Genomic DNA, 16,518 nt, shown 5'->3' on the forward strand with positions numbered 1-16,518 from the left:
CAAGCAATGAACTCAAGATACACATATACGCTGCTTACCTTAATAATAGCATTATACTTTGTTCCTGCCCAGGCACAAACAAAGAAATCTACCAAAAAAGCAACAGTAAAAACTGCAACTAAAAAGCCTGCCGCCAAACCGGCACCAAAAAAGGCCGCGCCCAAACCTGTAACTAAAAAAGCTACCGACAGCAAAAGCTTGGGCGATGCCGCTGCAAAAACAGCGCAGGATACTACTAAGAAGGGCGGCGGCAATAATCCCAACAACGCTGCCAATGGTGGTAGCTTATCAGAAGAAATTGTAGTGACCACTGCTTATAAACCAGTACTGGCCGATGCAGTAAAGATCCGTCGTAACCCCGATTTAGAAGATAAAGTGCCCTTTAAAGCACCTCTAACCTATGCGCCGCTTGATAAACGCCAGGAGCAAAACTCCGAGATCAGGCAGCTTGACCCAATGAAAAGGCCGGCAGAACAGGATTCTGTTTTAACCAACAACTTTGCTAAAGTTGGTTTCGGCAACCTGAAAACCATTTATGGCGAAGGCTATTTTGCCAACGGTCGGGATGAGGCTTTACAATTTGGCGGTTTCATAAAACATTTGTCGCAATCTGGCTCACTGCAAAAACAAACCCAAAGCCGCGATGACGTTGGTGTTTTCGGTAAAAGTATCATTGGCGATAACAATATCTCAGGCCGCATCAACTACAATCGTTTAGGTACCTATTTTTACGGTTACAACCAGGATGCTCCCGACATCAATTTTGTGCCGACAAAACAGCACTTCAATACCATAAGCGGCGAGGTTGAACTGGCAAAGAATTACAAAGACGTTGAAAACGACTTTACCTATGCTGTAAAGTTAAAAGGATACGCATTTAGCAATGCTTACCAGGCACGTGAAAACAATGTAGTTATTTCAGGCTTTCTAAATCAAACTGTTAAGCAGTTTTATGCAGGCTTAAGCGCTTCGTTAGACCTGGCCAGTCAAAAAGACAGTCTATACAGTCTTGGTAATAACATTGCAAGGGTTAACCCCTACATCAAATTTCAGGGTACTAACTACAAGATAGACGCGGGAATTAACATTGTGAAAGAGTTTGGCGACTTTGGCAAGTTTTACATTTTCCCGGCAGCAAAGCTTGAGGTACAGGTGGTACCTAAATATGTACGGCTGTTTGTGGAAGCCAAAGGTGATGTTAACCGCTCTTCACTGCACGATTTTGCCATGATCAATCCATTCCTTGGCCAAAACATCAACATCAAAAACTCGGTTGATCAGCTGGATATCAGTGCTGGTTTAAAAGGCACGCTTGCTCCGGGCTTAAGCTTCAAAGCTGCCGTGTACCGCAACAGCATTAAAAACATGCCTTTAATGGTGAGTAACTTCAACGCCGAGGGCAACAAATTCGCTGTTATTTATGATGATGGCAAAACACGCGTAAACGGTTTTAACGGCGAGCTGGATTTTAAAGCAACAGACGATTTTAACATTTTCGGTCGCGTTGAAATAAAAGACTATCAAATGGCTAAAGAAAGTGAGCCATGGAATTTGCCCAAATTTTTGTTAACTGCTGGTACAGCTATACATATCGACAGCAAATTGACTGTTACAGGCTCATTACTTATCCGCGGCTCAACAACCGACAGGTTATTGGTATTGGCACCAACATCTACCCCGGGAAGCCCGGTTTACAACCAGATTAAACAGCCTATTAAGGGCTTTGGCGATCTGAGCGGCAGCGTAGAATACAGGATAAACAGCAAGTTTTCGGTATTTGCGCAGGCTAATAATATCCTGAGCAGTTCGTATCAAAATTGGTTATACTACCCTAACTACGGATTTAATATCTTTGGCGGCGTAGGGTACTCGTTTTAAGCCCTGTTTGATGTTTTAAAATTAACCGTATTTTTACCGGATGGATATAGCCAATTATTTAAGCGAACTACTCGGTCGGTACACCGAAATAAGTGTACCTGGCTTGGGCTGCTTTTCGCGCCTGCGTGTAAATGGCTATTATGATGATGTACAGGCAACTTTTTATCCGCCCGGTTATGAACTGCATTTTGACCAGGAGATTAAAGACGATGAGATCCTGACACGCCATATCGCCGAAAAGAAAAAAATCTCGCTGGCATCATCCAAATATTTCACCGAAAAATACATTAACAGCCTTAAGCAGGAACTGGCGCTGCATGAAGTACCTTTTGCCCAATTAGGCTGGTTTTACATGCAGGAAGGCAAAATCGCTTTCAGGCCGCAGGAACAGCCGCCGGGCAGCGATCCTTTGTTTTTTGGCCTTACTCCGGTAACCATTAACAAGGTTAATTATGTGCCCCCTACACCACCGCCGCCGCCCTTGCCTACGGCCATCCCTTTACAGCAAACCTATACACCTCCGCCGACAGCCGCAGTCGTTGTTGAGCAGCCTGAGTATATTGATGATGAACCCGAAGTTAAGCGTGGTATCAGTATTTGGGTTATAATAGTAATTGCAGTGGTTGTACTTGCCGCAGCAGCTTTTGGCGTATATAAATATAACCCCGCACTATTACATCTTAACAATGGCAGCCCTGAAGAACAACCAAAGGTTGAAAAGCCCAAAGCTGCTCCCGTAATTAAGCCGGATAGTATCCAAAAGGATTCCGCTCCAACTGTTGCTGATACGACAAAGACAATTTCTAAACCTGTTGAAGCGTTAAATAAACCGACAGCTAAAACAGATACCGTAGCACAGCCTGAGTTTGCGATATTTTTAGGATCGTTTAAAACCCTAACCAAAAGCAATGAGGCCGTTAAAGATTATAAAAGCAAGGGAATTGACGCCCGCCTGCTGAAAGGACCAGGAACCGGTCCGCGGATCAAGATCATAATTGGAGGGTTTTCCTCATCTGGGGAAGCAGAAGCCGTGAGAAAAAAACTCATATCACAAGGAAAAATAACTAAAGACACATACTCAAAACAAATTACTGATTCCACGAAATGACTTTATTATTAATTCAGCAAATTACAGATACCGCCAAACACCTGGCAGATACCGCAAACCACGCCGTAACAACCGCAGCACTGCCAACTGAAGAACTTCGCTTTGGCGACCTGTTGATCAAGGGTGGCTGGGTAATGATCCCGATAGGTATTTTAGCTGTACTGGGGCTGGTAATATTTTTTGAACGTTACTTTACTATCCGTAAAGCATCTCGTGATGAATCAAACCTGATGGTACAGGTACGTTCAAGTATCCACTCGGGCAATTTGGAATCGGCCATTGCTATTTGCCGTAACAATAACACGCCGCTTGGGCGCATGCTGCAAAAAGGTTTATTGCGCATTGGTCGCCCTATAAAAGATATCGAAGGGGCTATTGAAAACGTTGGTAAACTGGAAGTATCCAAACTGGAAAAAAATATTGGAATTTTAGGTATCGTAGCCGGTATAGCGCCGATGTTTGGTTTCCTGGGTACCATTGCCGGTGTAATCAAAATCTTTTATGATATCTCCAAAACCGATAACATCAGCATGGGTGTAATCTCTGGCGGTTTATATGTAAAAATGGTAACATCAGCCGCAGGTTTGTTTGTAGGTATCGTAGCTTATGTGTGCTACCACATTTTAAATATGATGGTTGATAAGGTGATCCTGAAGCTGGAAACCGATGCCATTGAATTTATTGACCTGTTAGAGGAGCCGAGCAAATGAATTTAAGAAAACGACACAGGGGCGCATCGGCAGAGGTACATACATCGGCAATGAACGATATTATGTTTTTCCTGCTGCTGTTTTTCCTTATAGCCTCAACAGTTACCAACCCTAACGTTATTAAGCTGGTGTTGCCTAAATCATCAACAGGGCAGTCGGTATCTAAAAAAACCATAACCGTTTCAGTAACCAAAGACCTGAAGTACTACGTAGATAAAAAAGAGATCCCGGTGGATGCTTTGCAAACTACGCTGGCGGGTTACAAAACCCTGGCTACCGAACTTACCATAGTTTTATATGTTGATAAAACTGTAGCTATACAGGATGTGGTACAAGTGATGGACGTGGCACAAAAGTTGAACATTAAACTGGTTTTGGCGACAGAACCTAAGGGATAACAGTGGCAGTTGCAGTTTAAAGTTTATAGTAGATTATTGCAGTAAGTTACTGTAATCGTTTAAACAAACTGCCACTCTTTTTAAAAGTAGCAGTTTTAATAGCAGTTGCAGTTTCAAGGAAGCAGTTTATCTGCTTGATTTTTTTAACTTTTGCAGCTGGTATTGCTACTGCAAAGTGCCACTGCTACTAAAAACTGCCACTGCAACTAAGAAAATACTGCTAATTAAAAAATTGCACTAATTATAAAAATGGAGTACAGGGAAGAAAATAACTATCCGAAAGCATTTATAGCAACAGGCATTATTATGGCTGTGCTGATAGCGGCATGTTATTTTATTGTATTCAAAAATCCGCCAGTTGAAGAGAACGGAACAGGCGGCATATTGGTAAACTACGGTACGGTTGATGAAGGTATGGGCGATGATTACATGAGCACCGAAGAACCTTCTGTTGCCGAAAAAGCCAATCACACCAAACCGGACAAGGTTACCGAAAGTAAACCCACCGAAGAAAAACCAACGCCCGAAAGCAGCGAAAAAACGGTAGTTACCCAAAATAACGAGGATGCCCCAGAAGTGGCCGCGCCTACTAAAAAACCAAGTCAAAATGTTGCCCCTACTCCACCGGTAAAAACACCGCCGGCAAAACCTACCGTTAACCAAAATGCTTTGTACAAAGGCAAAGCATCAACCGGTACCGGTGAAGGCGATGGCACAGGCAAAACTCCGGGCAATCAGGGTAAAACCACAGGCACAACGCTCACCAATAACTATAACGGAACAGGATCCGGCAATGGCGGTAGCCTGAATATGGCACAGCGTAACTTTGTGAGCCGACCCTCTGTAAGTGACGACAACCGTCAAAGCGGTAAAATTGTAGTTGATATCCGGGTTGACAAAGATGGCAACGTTACGTATGCCCGTGCCGGTGCCCGTGGTACCACCATATCAGATGCCGGCTTGCTTCAAAAATGCGAAGATGCTGTAAAAAACTCCAAACTTAACCCGCTTGATAATGCCCCCGATCAGCAACAGGGTACCGTTGTTTTTGTGTTTAAGGTAAATTGATTTCTTAGTCCATTGTCGATGGATGATAGACCATAGCATTTATCTGTTAACTTACGGTAAATTGGATCGACCATGATTATGCACTATGACGCATAAACCATAAGTTTGCGGTAAAATCCATTGACCATCAACTATGGACTATGGACCATGGACTATGGACTATAATCAAACCCTCCAATACCTCTACACCCAGCTCCCTATGTTTACACGGGACGGGGCTTCCGCATTTAAGAAAGACCTTACCAATACGCTCGAGCTTTGCAGGCGGTTGGATAATCCTCACCATAAATTTAGAAGTGTGCACATAGGCGGCACTAATGGCAAAGGATCAACATCGCACATGCTGGCGGCCATTTTACAAACAGCGGGTTACAAAACAGGGCTTTATACTTCACCCCATCTCAAAGATTTTCGCGAGCGGATCCGCATTAACGGACAAATGATCAGCGAGCAAACCGTAATTGACTTTGTTGAAGCTCATAGGGCCGATTTTGATGAAATAGCCCCCTCCTTTTTTGAGATGACCGTAGCACTTGCCTTTGATGTTTTCGCCAAAGAAAAGGTAGATATCGCCGTTATTGAGGTAGGTTTAGGCGGCCGGCTGGATTCAACTAATGTGATCACTCCTCTCCTCTCGGTAATTACCAACATAGGTTGGGACCACATGAATATGCTGGGTAATACCCTGCAACTGATAGCCGGCGAAAAGGCAGGCATCATCAAACCGGGCATCCCGGTAATCATTGGTGAACAACAACCGGAGGTATCAAACGTGTTTATCGATAAAGCTGCGCAAACTAACAGCAACATTCGGTTTGCATCAGGAGAGTGGACGATTTCAAGTCCGGAAGCCGGGAAGTCCGAAAGTCGGAAAGAAAACGAAGGGCTACTTAAAATTATTGCGAAACGAAACCCATTGGGCCATACCTCTTCCGGACTTTCGGACTTTCGGACTTTCGGACTCGACCTAACAGGTAGCTATCAGCTTAAAAATGTAAAAACCGTTTTATCCGCCGTTGATGAATTAAGCGAGCAAGGCTTTGTAGTTACCGATGAGCACCTCGAAACAGCCTTAAAGCAAGTCAAAAATCTCACCGGCCTACATGGCCGCTGGGAAACCTTAAGCCATAACCCGCTTACTATTTGCGATACCGGACATAACCCCGATGGCATTGAGGAAGTGATGAAAAATATTGCTTCTCTTCATTACAAGCACCTGCACATGGTTATAGGGATGGTAAATGATAAAGATACCGGCAAAGTATTACCGCTGCTGCCCAAAGGTGCTACTTATTATTTCTGCAAACCAGACATTCCAAGAGGCCTGGACGCTGAAATCATGAAAGCCCAGGCCGAAGCTCATGGTTTAATTGGTAATGCATATCCATCGGTAAAAGAAGCACTGCTATCGGCACAAAAAAATGCGGCTAATGATGATCTTGTTTTCGTAGGCGGAAGCACTTTTGTGGTGGCTGAAGTTGTCTGAATCAGAATTTACAGAATTTTAGGATTTTCGAAATTTTGATGTAGAAATAGGCGAGGTTTCCTGTTACTTCAAACCCTTTAAATCTGGGCTTGAAGTAAAACATTCTGTTAATTCTTAAATCCTGTAAATTCTGATTAAGACAGTTTCTTCCAAACCACCTCTCCCATTACCGCTCCTCCGGTAGTTGGCGCGGGTACAGTGTACTTAAAAATATCGCCCGAAATTGTAAAGGGGCGTTTTTGCTGTGTGCCCTCCCAGTTTGGGAACGATGCATGTTCTATATTAAAATTGATATTATTCCCTTCAACTTTATAGGTACCGTAATGAGCATTACATCCTTTTATCGCGGCTCTGTTCTCATCATCGGTACCCTTAGCTTTATCTCCCGATGCAAACTTTAGCCGGTTTTCGCTATAGATCTGTAAAGCGTAATGCCCCATAGCATCAATTACAAGAATCCCCTTCGGCAAATCACCGTAAAGATGGGTTCGGCTGCCGTCGGCAGCAATATTATCAACTGTTACCAATTCATAGGTTCCGGTCAAATTATAAACAGAGGGTTTGTTCTGTGCCGATGCCGTACATATTGTAACCAGCATCAGGATCAAAAGCGATTTATATTTCATGTAGCAAAGTTATATTTGCTATATTCCATTAGCAATAAGGCACAAAAAAGTAGCCTGATTACTAAAAAGTTACCATGCTGTAAATCAGTTATATTATTTTTAATTGATGGATAAAAAATCAAAACACGAAGCCCCAAAATGCGGTATCGACTACGCTTTTCAGCGAATAGGCGGCAAATATAAAGGTCGCATACTGTGGCGTTTACGCAATGGTACCATGCGTTATGGCGAGTTACGGCGCACTGTAACAGGCGTAACCTCTAAAATGCTTACCCAGGCCCTGCGTGAGCTGGAAGATGATCGCCTCATCCTTCGGCAGGTGCATGTTGAAGTACCTCCAAGGGTTGAATATACTCTTACCGATACAGGCCGGGAATTACTTCCTTTTTTACAATTACTACGCGATTGGGCCAAACATCAGATGCAGGTTAATGATATAGTAGCCATGCCATAATTTAATTTCAGTAAAGTCAAAAATACCTTTATTAATCTGCCTAAAGTTCTATTTTTACGGCCCGATCCTTACCTAAAAATATGACATATATAGCATCTGCCGATAGATATCAAACAATGCAATATCGCCGCTGTGGTAACAGTGGCATCAAGCTTCCGGCTATTTCATTAGGCCTTTGGCATAATTTCGGTCATGTTGACGTTGCCGATAATTACCGCAAAATATTACATCTCGCTTTCGACAGCGGCATTACCCATTTTGACCTGGCCAACAATTATGGCCCGCCTCCCGGCTCGGCCGAAGAGAATTTTGGAAAGATCCTGAAGGAAGATTTCCGCGATTATCGCGACGAACTTATTATATCAAGTAAAGCCGGTTACACTATGTGGCCGGGCCCATATGGTGACTGGGGCTCGAAGAAATACCTGGTAGCCAGTCTTAATCAAAGCCTTAAACGCATGGGGCTTGATTATGTGGATATCTTTTACCACCATCGCCCCGATCCAAACACGCCACTTGAGGAAACCATGGCTGCGTTAGATCTCATTGTTCGCCAGGGAAAAGCTTTGTATGTTGGTGTTTCCAACTACCCTGCCGAACTGGCCTCGAAAGCTATCAAAATACTCAAAGAGCTTGGCACACCGTGCCTTATCCATCAGCCTAAATACTCCATGTTTGAGCGCTGGGTTGAAGGCAGTCTGCTGAATGTTTTAGGTAACGAAGGCGTAGGCTGTATCCCCTTTTCACCACTGGCGCAAGGTTTATTGACGGATAAATACCTTCATGGCATCCCGGAAGATTCAAGGGCTGCGCGACCAACAGGCTTCCTTCAAAAAAGCCATATAACGGACGAACGCCTGAGGCAAATCAAGGAGTTGAACAACCTGGCAGTGCAACGCGGGCAGTCGCTGGCCCAAATGGCACTGGCCTGGATCCTGAAAGATGACCGCGTGACATCTGTATTGATAGGCGCAAGCAGGCCCGAACAATTATCCGATTCATTAAAAGCTTTGAATAACCTCCGGTTTTCGGCAGAGGAGTTAGCAAGGATAGAAGAAATTTTGGCCCCCTAACCTCCTAAAGGGGGAACTATGGCGGAGCGCCAATTTCTATTCTTTTCGACAAGTAATTTTAATATCTTTCCTTAAATAAAAATTAAAGTCTCCCCTTTAGGGGAGATTTAGAGGGGCTAACAATGATAAACTGGGGCATTATAGGCTGCGGCAACGTAACTGAAAAAAAGAGCGGGCCTGCATTTAAAAAAGTGGCGGGAAGTAACCTTGTGGCAGTTATGCGCCGCGATGCAGAAAAAGCGGCCGATTATGCTGCACGCCATGGCGTAGGCAAATGGTACAGCGATGCCAGTGAATTACTGAACGACCAGGAATTAAACGCGATCTACATAGCCACCCCTCCCGCATCCCATCTCGATTATGCACTTACCGCATTAAAAAAAGGGTTAAACGTTTATGTCGAGAAACCGGTAACGCGCAATTCGGCCGAAGCAAGGGCTATGGCGGAGGCAGTAAATGAAAGCAATTCAAAACTTACAGTTGCCCATTATCGCCGGGCTTTACCTATGTTTTTAAAGGTTAAAGAATTGATTGATAACCAGCTTATTGGGGAGATCCGTACCGTACAGATCAGGATGTGGCAAAGCCGCAAACCAACTTTGATTGCCGATGTGGAAACCAACTGGCGTGTACGGCCCGAATTATCAGGCGGCGGCTACTTCCATGATCTTGCCCCGCATCAGCTCGATTTGATGCTGTATTATTTCGGCGAGCCTGAAACATATCATGGTTTTTCGCTCAATCAATCAAACTCAACACCTGCCGACGATCATGTTTGCGGGCAGATCCTATTTAAAAACAAGGTAGTGGTTAACGGTTCCTGGTGTTTTAATGTAGCCGAAAGTGAAACCACCGATACCTGTGAGATCATCGGCACAAAAGGAAAAATCACCTTCCCGTTTTTTGGCAATTACATCAATTGGAGAACTGATAGTGAAGAAGACACCATAACTTTCACTCATCCTGAACATATCCAGCAGCCTTTCATAACCAAAATAGTAGCTTACTTTAATGGCGAAGAGCCCAACCCCTGCCCCATTGAAGAAGCTGTGACGCTGATGGATATCATAGACGCGTTTACATTAAAAAAATAAAAGGATCAGGCCAAAACCTGTCGAAGTATGGTGTTTAAATTCATCAGACTTCGACAGGTGCCGAAATTTTTTCCGGTCATAATATATTAACTTTTCTTCTTCGGCACTTTGGCTCCCTCTTTCCTGGCTTCGGACAGTCCTATAGCTACTGCCTGCTTTTTACTGGTTACTTTTTTGCCGCTGCCGCTTTTCAGCTTGCCTTCCTTCATTTCGTGCATGGTTTTCTCAACCTTCTCTCCGGCTTTTTCTGAATACTTTGCCATAATGTTACTTTTTAAGTAAATAATTATATTGCAATGCAAAATATTTGCCAAAACATAAAATCAGTAGTAGTTTTTTAATAGTAGCAGCGACAATTTTAGTAGCAGTTACTGAGCAGCAGTTGCAGCATATGGTAGCAGTTTTAACGACTGTAATAGCAAGTACACCAAACTGCTCTTGCTGCTACTTAAAACGCAACTGCTGCTCAATCCGACATGATTTAAACGTTTATTAATTTTCACCCGATCTGTTCCCGATTATTACTTATCTTCAAACTTCTGAAGTAATTACGCGTTAAGCCATCATAAATACCCCTACATTTGCCCCATATGCCAACAAAAAAACTCATCGCTCCATTTTATGAACGTCTTGCTTTAGTACTTATTGGTTTTATGGCCCTTGGCTACCTGATTATTATGGGTAAAGATCTGCTTGATCCCATGATCTTTGGTTTTATATTTGCCATACTGTTGCTTCCCGTTTGTAATTTCCTTGAAAATAAACTCAGGTTGCCCCGCAGCATGGCGTCGCTGGTTTCTATATTATTGTTGGTTGGTGTTGTCGGAGGAATCCTCTACCTGGTAGGGTCACAGATCTCAAACATGGCTAACGACTGGCCGATGCTTCAAAAGCAGGTAAAACAATCAATACAGGACTTGCAGCAATGGGTTCAACATGCTTTTCATGTTAACACTGCCAAGCAAATGGCCTATGTTGATGACACCGCCAAAAAACTCATGGAGTCGGGCACTGATGTACTGGGCACTACTTTCGGGGCCATCTCATCGCTTATGCTGTTTTATGTATTCATCATGATCTTCACCTTTTTTATACTGTTATACAGGCGTTTACTCATCCGTTTTATGGTATGGGTTTTTAGAGATGAAAACGAGCACGTGGTAATGGATATTGTTGAAAATATTCAAAGTATTTTGAGGCAATATATATTGGGGCTACTGTTAGAAATGGTGATTGTTGCCGGTGTAGCCATTACTGTTTTTTGGATGATAGGTATAAAATATGCCGCTTTGCTGGGTATTATAGTTGGTCTTTTCAACATTATTCCATACCTCGGGATCTTCACTGCCTTGCTTTTAAGTACTGTTATAACTTTTGCTACAGGCAGTATCAGCAACACTGTAGCGGTGGCTGTTAGTGTTATAGGCATTCACGCAGTTGATGCCAATTTTTTGCTGCCCACTATAGTTGGTTCAAAGGTTAGGCTCAATGCCCTCATCTCTTTTATAGGTATTATTTTAGGCGAAATGATCTGGGGCCTTTCGGGCATGTTCCTTTCTATTCCTGTTATTGCCATATTCAAGATCATATTTGACCGCATTGAAACACTTAAACCGTGGGGGTATCTGTTAGGTGGCGATTATGAATATAAAAAACCTGCTGCGAAGGCCATGAAAACAGAATAAATTCTCAAAAAAAGGCAAACCTAAACCTGTAAACTTTCGTTTAAATATACTGAACTTTAATTTTGCAGAAACTATTGCTCCCCCCTAACAATGGAAATTGTAAGAGATACACCACGTGCTATTTACAGGTGTAAAAAATGTAATGAGCCTTTAAAAACCAGGCGTAGGCGTAGCCTTGCATTAAAAATCACCCTGTTTTGGCTTCCTGTTCGCAAATTTTTTTGTGAACGATGCCTTAAAACCCGTTATGTAATGTAACTGTTCATAAAAACAGGCGGCATTTTACTTTAATTATTTATGCATATCCTTAATTTAGTAGCGTAGCATACTAAAGCTAAATCTGCCTAAAATGAACCTCAAGTATAAATTACTGCCATTTTTATATATTTTCCTTTTCCCTGTAATTTTGGTTGCTCAAACTCCAAAGACCTCAACTTTCAGGCTGGTACCTTTAGGTGTGCTGGGGGGTATTGATGAAAGTAACCTATCAGCTTATATGCTTGCACCCAAAGGCAGCAATAATTACATCTGCCTTGATGCAGGCACAATACATTATGGCATTGAAAAAGCTGTAACGTGTAAAAGCTTTAATGTACCCGGCAATGCTGTGCTCAGGCAGTACATTAAAGGCTATTTTATATCCCATCCACATCTTGACCATATCGCCGGGCTTATCATTAATTCGCCCGAGGACAGCACCAAAAACATCTATGCACTTAATGGTTGTATTGAAACGATAAAGACGCACTATTTTACCTGGAAAAGCTGGGCCAATTTTGCTGACCAGGGCGAAACACCAGCACTGAAAAAATATCACTATAAAGTACTGGAACCCGGTACCGAAACAGCTATCGAAAATACTGACCTTAAGGTCCGGGCTTTCCCGCTCAGTCATTCCAATTTAACCAGTACTGCTTTTTTGGTGAATAGCAATAACAATTATTTGCTTTATTTAGGTGATACCGGCCCCGATGAGATAGAAAAAAGCAGCAACATGCAAAACCTGTGGCAGGCCGCTGCTCCGCTGATAAAAAGTAAAAAATTAAAGGCTATTTTAATAGAGGTATCTTTCCCTAATGAGCAGCCAGATAAAACATTGTTCGGTCACCTTACGCCAAAATGGTTAATGGCCGAGATGGATAAACTGGCTTCGTTTACCGGCACAGATGCTATAAAAGGCTTAAACATTATAATAACTCATTTAAAGCCGCCAATGACCAGCATCAGCAAAATCAAAACTCAGTTAAAAGTTGCCAATAAATTACAGCTAAACCTGATATATCCGCAACAGGGGAAGGCCCTTAATTTTTAAACCTGAAACATCCATACCATGAAAATACTTAAACCTGTTTTTTTATTCCTGTTGCTGGTAAACGGCTTCAATTCATTTGCGCAGCAAGGCAAGGTACTTGAAGAGCAAAGCCTCAAAAGCAAAATTTTAAAGCGCAATGTAAATTATGCGGTTTATCTACCTCCGGATTATGAAACGGCTAACCGCACCTACCCTGTAGTTTACCTCCTGCACGGCTATACCGACAACCATACCGGCTGGCTGCAATTTGGCGAGGTTAACCGCTATGCGGATAAAGCTATTAGCGATGGCACTATCCCGCCCATGATCATTGTAATGCCAAATGCCGATTCGAGCTGGTACATCAACTCTTATGACGGTAAGGAAAAATATGAAGACTTTTTCATCAAAGAGTTTATGCCTTATATTGAAAAGGCATTGCGCATCAAGGCCGAAAAAAAATACCGGGGCATTGCAGGCCTTTCAATGGGCGGTTATGGAACGCTGATCTATACACTTAAACACCCCGATCTGTTTGCAGCCGGTGCAGCCTTAAGCGCCGCTGTATTTCCCGACGATCAGCTTGTAAGCACTCCTGATGATACTTATGAAAAAATATTTGCGCAGCTTTATGGCCGGGGTTTAAAGGGAAGAGACAGGGTTAACAATGCATGGCAAAGTAATTCGGTTTTAAATCTGGTGCAAACCAAAACTACCGATGAGCTAAAATCTGTAAGGTACTGGATAGATTGCGGCGACGACGACTTTCTGAGCAAAGGCAACTGCCTGCTGCATATCGCCCTTACCGAAAAAAATGTACCGCATGAATTTCGTATGCGCGATGGTGCCCACACCTGGACCTACTGGCGCACAGGGATCACCAACGCACTGCAATTTATTGGTGATAGTTTCAGGCAAAAGTAGCAGATGCGCTTATTTCAAATATGCGGATGTGCAAATGACGATTTAATTGAATGAATTAGAATATGAGTACTATAAAAAGGATTTTGCTGGCTTGTTTATTGCTGATTTCGGCAAATGTATTTGCGCAAACTACCGGCAAGGTGATTGAAGAGCAATATATAAAAAGCGATATTTTAAATTATAATGTAAAATACGCAGTATACCTCCCTGCCGACTATGAAACATCAAACCGCACCTACCCTGTAGTATACCTGTTGCATGGTTATGGGGATGACCATACCGGCTGGCTGCAATTTGGTGAAGTTAACCGCTATGCCGATAAAGCTATTGCCGATGGTACCATTCCACCGATGATCATTGTAATGCCCGACGGGGGCACAAGCTTCTTTATCAATGCATACAAGGACAAACTAAACTATGAGGACTTCTTTTTCAAGGAGTTTATACCATCTATCGAAAAAGAATACCGTATAAAAGGTACTAAACAATACCGCGGCGTGGCAGGCTTATCCATGGGAGGATTTGGCACATTGGTATATAGCCTTAAACATCCCGATATGTTCTCGGCAGCAGCGGCTTTGAGTGCTGCGGTACGTGGCGATGATGATTTTATGGCGATACCCGACGAGCGCTGGAAGGATGTATATAGCAAGGTATTTGGCCCCGATCTTAAAGGAAAAGAACGCCTTAATGCTACCTGGCAGGCTAACTCCATACTGGGATTGGTACAAAGCAAAACAACCGATGATCTGAAAAATGTGCGCTACTGGATAGATTGCGGTGATGATGACGCGCTAAGCAAAGGGAACAGCCTGCTGCATATAGCCCTTACAGAAAAGAAAGTGCCACACGAATTCCGCATCCGCGACGGAGCCCACAACTGGACCTACTGGCGCACCGGCATCACCGATGCATTAGCATTTATTGGTGATAGCTTTAGGCAAAAGTAGGACGTAGGAATATAATAAAATAGCTATTAAATCCTGAGGCTTCTGAAGATTGTTTCGGCCCCCCACAGGTCAGTCAACGCTTTGATCAGCACGCCCGGAGGCATAACGAGTGCGGTGTTGAAGCAAGTTACCCATGACAACTTAAAATGGGTGTCATACTGAGTGTTTAAATCCGTGGCCTCTGAAGGTGAAATGACATAGATTTGCTGAACCGTGCAGTGTGGCCGACCGAGTTATAGTGCTTATTGCCTGTTGCTGAGTATGGTTCCGAAGCAAGAGTCTGAAGGTATGGTACGATCCCTTGTGTGGGTGATTTGTCCGATGGGTAGCCTGTCTTTTCTTTAAACTCCTTCGGGCACGGTTTAAAAAGCGTTATAAGTATGGAAAAGATGCATTTTCATGCGGCAGGTATAGATACTGGAGCCCCAAGGTATTTGTGGGTCTTGAAGGCCAGCCGGTTCGTTCGTTTGAGACTTTCACCAGTGACCTGGTATCACTTAAGAACTATTTATTGGAGCATAAGGTAAGTACAGTGGCAATGGAAGCCACAGGAGTATACTGGTATGTACTTTACGATATTCTTTTAGATGGGGGATTGGATGTGTGGCTTGTTGACGGAAGACAGACGCGCCAGTTACCAGGCAGGAGAACAGATGTAAAAGATTGTCAGTGGATACAGCAATTGCATAGTTATGGCTTGCTGAACCGCTGTTATGTATCCGAAGGTCATATCAAAGAATTGCGTAGTTATCAGCGCCTTCGTGAGGATCATCTTCGGAGTGCGGCCATGCATGTTCAGCACATGCAGAAGGCCTTAATAGAAATGAATATCCGTTTGCCGGAGGTATTAAGCCAGGTCCATGGAGTAAGCGGGATGGCGTTAATCGATGCGATACTGCAAGGCGAGCGAGATCCTGATAAGTTGTTTTCACTTTGCCATAAAAAGATCAGGGAGAATAAAGGGGAAGAGCTATTGAAAGCCCTGCAAGGTCATTATACAGCGCAAGGGCTTTTTGCATTAGGTCAGGCCTATAAGGCTTATGGTTTTTATCAAGGTCAGATAATGGAATGCGACAGCCAGATTGATAGTGTTTTACAACGGATCAACAGGGATAAGAACCTGCCGCCGGGAATAAGCGAAGGAAAACGCAAGGCGATCCGTCACAACAAACCTCATATCAACAACCTGGGAGATCATCTGTTAAAAATATTTGATGGTAAGGATGCAACTAAACTTCCGGGTATTACAGATTACAACTGGTTACAGTTATACACAGAGGTGGGTTCGGATCTTAGCCGATGGCCAAGTGAAAAACATTTCACAAGCTGGCTTGGTTTATCTCCCGGCCAGGATCGTTCAGGGAAAAAGAACAAAAGTAAAAGTAAGGGTAAACCGGCCGTCGGCAAATATTCAAACAAATGGCCCATGGATTATTGAACAGCAAGTATATCGGCTGGGGTTCATTTGCAAGAAGATTAAGAGGCAGAAAAGGTCCGGCAATAGCTATTAAAGCAACAGCCAGAAAACTGGCCGCTCAATACTGGCGTTTAATTGTAAAAGGAGCCGACTTTGTGGAAAAAGGGCTGCAAGCCTATGAAAATATCATTAAGAAACAGAAACAAAGGCGATTAGAAAAACTCGCCTTTGAATTAAATAGGGAACTTGTACCTGCTTAAATTATTATGTCATGGGTAGGCACGAAGCATGGTGTGCAGGGCCTCTGCGCGCGACCCTTCGACAGGCTCAGGGTGACAGGCCCCCTTTTTATTTTG

17 protein-coding genes are annotated in these 16,518 nt (G+C 43.3%); 15 read left to right on the forward strand and 2 right to left on the reverse strand.

Annotated features, from left to right (window positions below):
- The first annotated feature begins 6 nt into the window (after positions 1-6).
- The 6 genes from ACP26M_RS14360 to ACP26M_RS14385 all read left to right on the forward strand — a co-directional run bounded on the left by ACP26M_RS14360 (position 7) and on the right by ACP26M_RS14385 (position 6,648).
- Entirely contained in the window at positions 7-1,878 is a 1,872-nt protein-coding gene (locus tag ACP26M_RS14360) for a hypothetical protein (RefSeq protein ID WP_426580836.1), read from the forward strand.
- 40 nt (positions 1,879-1,918) lie between these two features.
- On the forward strand, positions 1,919-2,986 hold the full coding sequence (locus ACP26M_RS14365) for an SPOR domain-containing protein (RefSeq protein WP_426580838.1): 1,068 nt from the start codon (positions 1,919-1,921) through the stop codon (positions 2,984-2,986).
- Positions 2,983-3,696, forward strand: coding sequence for a MotA/TolQ/ExbB proton channel family protein (locus tag ACP26M_RS14370; RefSeq protein ID WP_090523416.1), 714 nt, complete (start codon positions 2,983-2,985; stop codon positions 3,694-3,696). Before ACP26M_RS14365 ends, ACP26M_RS14370 begins: the two co-directional genes overlap by 4 nt.
- A complete protein-coding gene (locus tag ACP26M_RS14375; RefSeq protein ID WP_090523411.1) occupies positions 3,693-4,094 on the forward strand; it encodes an ExbD/TolR family protein in 402 nt (133 codons plus the stop codon). Before ACP26M_RS14370 ends, ACP26M_RS14375 begins: the two co-directional genes overlap by 4 nt.
- A 249-nt stretch (positions 4,095-4,343) precedes the next feature.
- Positions 4,344-5,162 carry an energy transducer TonB gene (locus tag ACP26M_RS14380; RefSeq protein ID WP_090523406.1) on the forward strand — a complete coding sequence of 273 codons (819 nt, stop codon included), beginning with the start codon at positions 4,344-4,346 and terminating at the stop codon, positions 5,160-5,162.
- A 133-nt stretch (positions 5,163-5,295) separates the two neighbouring features.
- On the forward strand, positions 5,296-6,648 hold the full coding sequence (locus tag ACP26M_RS14385; protein WP_426580841.1) for a bifunctional folylpolyglutamate synthase/dihydrofolate synthase: 1,353 nt from the start codon (positions 5,296-5,298) through the stop codon (positions 6,646-6,648).
- A gap of 134 nt (positions 6,649-6,782) precedes the next feature.
- On the opposite strand, the gene ACP26M_RS14390 is transcribed toward ACP26M_RS14385, so the two are convergent.
- Positions 6,783-7,274: a lipocalin-like domain-containing protein gene (locus tag ACP26M_RS14390; protein WP_426580843.1), complete on the reverse strand. Its 492-nt coding sequence runs from the start codon at positions 7,272-7,274 to the stop codon at positions 6,783-6,785.
- Positions 7,275-7,380: 106 nt separating this feature from the next.
- Here ACP26M_RS14390 and ACP26M_RS14395 point away from each other — a divergent pair, with 106 nt between their 5' ends.
- From ACP26M_RS14395 to ACP26M_RS14405, 3 genes are all read left to right on the forward strand, one after another.
- On the forward strand, positions 7,381-7,728 hold the full coding sequence (locus tag ACP26M_RS14395) for a winged helix-turn-helix transcriptional regulator (RefSeq protein ID WP_426580845.1): 348 nt from the start codon (positions 7,381-7,383) through the stop codon (positions 7,726-7,728).
- Positions 7,729-7,808: 80 nt separating this feature from the next.
- Positions 7,809-8,801 carry an L-glyceraldehyde 3-phosphate reductase gene (gene mgrA, locus ACP26M_RS14400; protein WP_426580847.1) on the forward strand — a complete coding sequence of 331 codons (993 nt, stop codon included), beginning with the start codon at positions 7,809-7,811 and terminating at the stop codon, positions 8,799-8,801.
- 122 nt (positions 8,802-8,923) lie between these two features.
- Positions 8,924-9,895 (forward strand): Gfo/Idh/MocA family protein, encoded by a 972-nt coding sequence (locus ACP26M_RS14405; RefSeq protein ID WP_426580849.1) that lies wholly within the window; start codon positions 8,924-8,926, stop codon positions 9,893-9,895.
- A gap of 86 nt (positions 9,896-9,981) precedes the next feature.
- On the opposite strand, the gene ACP26M_RS14410 is transcribed toward ACP26M_RS14405, so the two are convergent.
- A complete protein-coding gene (locus ACP26M_RS14410; RefSeq protein ID WP_167516215.1) occupies positions 9,982-10,158 on the reverse strand; it encodes a DUF6496 domain-containing protein in 177 nt (58 codons plus the stop codon).
- A gap of 327 nt (positions 10,159-10,485) precedes the next feature.
- Here ACP26M_RS14410 and ACP26M_RS14415 point away from each other — a divergent pair, with 327 nt between their 5' ends.
- The 6 genes from ACP26M_RS14415 (at position 10,486) to ACP26M_RS14440 (ending at position 16,422) form a co-directional block, all read left to right on the forward strand.
- Positions 10,486-11,580, forward strand: a complete 1,095-nt coding sequence (locus ACP26M_RS14415) for an AI-2E family transporter (RefSeq protein WP_426580852.1) — start codon at positions 10,486-10,488, stop codon at positions 11,578-11,580.
- 349 nt (positions 11,581-11,929) lie between these two features.
- Complete coding sequence (locus ACP26M_RS14420; protein ID WP_426580854.1) at positions 11,930-12,892, forward strand: MBL fold metallo-hydrolase; 963 nt, start codon at positions 11,930-11,932, stop codon at positions 12,890-12,892.
- Between the two features lie 18 nt (positions 12,893-12,910).
- On the forward strand, positions 12,911-13,795 hold the full coding sequence (locus ACP26M_RS14425) for an alpha/beta hydrolase (protein ID WP_426580856.1): 885 nt from the start codon (positions 12,911-12,913) through the stop codon (positions 13,793-13,795).
- A 62-nt stretch (positions 13,796-13,857) separates the two neighbouring features.
- Complete coding sequence (locus tag ACP26M_RS14430) at positions 13,858-14,745, forward strand: alpha/beta hydrolase (protein WP_426580858.1); 888 nt, start codon at positions 13,858-13,860, stop codon at positions 14,743-14,745.
- 436 nt (positions 14,746-15,181) lie between these two features.
- Positions 15,182-16,183 (forward strand): IS110 family transposase, encoded by a 1,002-nt coding sequence (locus tag ACP26M_RS14435; protein ID WP_426580859.1) that lies wholly within the window; start codon positions 15,182-15,184, stop codon positions 16,181-16,183.
- Positions 16,165-16,422 (forward strand): hypothetical protein, encoded by a 258-nt coding sequence (locus ACP26M_RS14440; RefSeq protein ID WP_426580861.1) that lies wholly within the window; start codon positions 16,165-16,167, stop codon positions 16,420-16,422. The genes ACP26M_RS14435 and ACP26M_RS14440 overlap by 19 nt, the downstream gene beginning before the upstream one ends.
- Positions 16,423-16,518: the final 96 nt, after the last annotated feature.

Origin of the sequence: Mucilaginibacter sp. R-33, assembly GCF_049949235.1 — a bacterium.
GTDB lineage: Bacteria > Bacteroidota > Bacteroidia > Sphingobacteriales > Sphingobacteriaceae > Mucilaginibacter.